We start from the raw sequence: 1388 nt of genomic DNA on the forward strand, positions 1-1388 counted from the left end.
GGTCTGGCCCTGCGTGCCCACGGCCGGGGCAAGGCCGTCAAGGTCTACCAGTTCATGAAGGTGCCTACGGCGCGCTTTGGTGAGCACCGCTTGTTCGAGCAGTTGGGTATTCCTATTGAAGGCCTGGGCGACGGCTTCAGCTGGAAGAGCCGCGACCTGGACCATTCGGCGCAACTGGCGCTCGACGGCTGGGCCAAGGCAGAAGCCACCATTCGCGCCGGCGAGCACTTCATGGTGGTGCTGGACGAAATCATGTACCCGCTGCGCTACGGCTGGATTCCGCTGGAAACCATCCTGACCTGCCTGCGCGAGCGCCCGCCGCATGTGCACGTGGTGTTGACGGGCCGCAATGCACCGGGTGAGCTGGTGGACCTGGCGGATACGGTGACGGAGATGACTTTGATCAAGCACCACTTCAAGGCGGGCGTGCCCGCGCAACGTGGCATTGAAGATTAGAAATATGGCCCCCACGCTTTTCACTTCGCCTTCGGCTCCGTGTAATGCGCTGCCCCCCGAGGGGGCGCTGCGCCTGCGGCCCGGCAAAGCCGGTTCCGCGGCCCCGGCTGGTGAAGAGGAATTCCGCTCACGTTTTGCTGCACGTATGGCATTGCGCCTGCTGCCCACGGTCTCGTTGCTGGCAGTTCTCGGGCTGCTCTGCAGCTTCGCGATGGCGCAGAGCTCGCAGCCGGTGTCGCGCATCGTCACGCTCGCGCCCTCGCTGACCGARGCCGTGTGTGCGCTGGGCCGCTGCGCGCAGCTGGTGGGCACCGATCGCCACTCCACCTGGCCCGTTCCGGTACTGGCGCTGCCCAAGGTGGGCGGGCTGGAAGACGCGCAGGTCGAGCGCATTGTSACCYTGCGKCCCAATCTGGTYTTGCTGGGTCCGCGCAGCCGCGCGGGGGAACGCCTGCAGGCGCTGGGCGTGCCGGTGATGATGCTGGATGCCCGCACCCATTCGGATCTGAAACGCATGCTGGTGAAGCTGGGCGACACCTTGGGTGAACCGGCCCGCGCCAACGAACTGATAGTCCGTATCGACACCGAACTCGACATCGCCGCGGGCCGCATGCCCGCCGCATTGCGCGGGCGCAGCGTGTATGTGGAAGTGGGGGCAGGGTCGTCTGCCGCCAGCGAAAAAAGCTTTATTGGCGAGACCGTGGCCAGGCTGGGCCTGGTCAATGTGGTGAGCGGCGACCTGGGCCTGTTCCCCAGGATCAACCCCGAGCTGCTGCTGCGCCGCCCCCCCGATCTCATCATTGGCCCGCGCGCCACGCTGGCCAATCTGTCAGACCGCCCCGGCTGGAGTGCACTGCCGGCAGTGCGCCAGCAGCAGCTGTGCCTGCTGGATACTGAACGCATGGACCTGCTGTCACGCCCTGGCCCCCGCC

Annotated in this window: 2 protein-coding genes; both read left to right on the forward strand. The window is 66.4% G+C overall.

The window, feature by feature from the left end:
• The coding region (locus AC1D1P_RS23415) for a cob(I)yrinic acid a,c-diamide adenosyltransferase (protein WP_477674650.1) at positions 1–456 on the forward strand (456 nt) is incomplete at its 5' end.
• 145 nt (positions 457–601) lie between these two features.
• A partial coding sequence (locus AC1D1P_RS23420; RefSeq protein WP_477674651.1) for an ABC transporter substrate-binding protein occupies positions 602–1388 on the forward strand: 787 nt, incomplete at its 3' end.

Source organism: Polaromonas sp. P1_E1_2 (assembly GCF_056406035.1).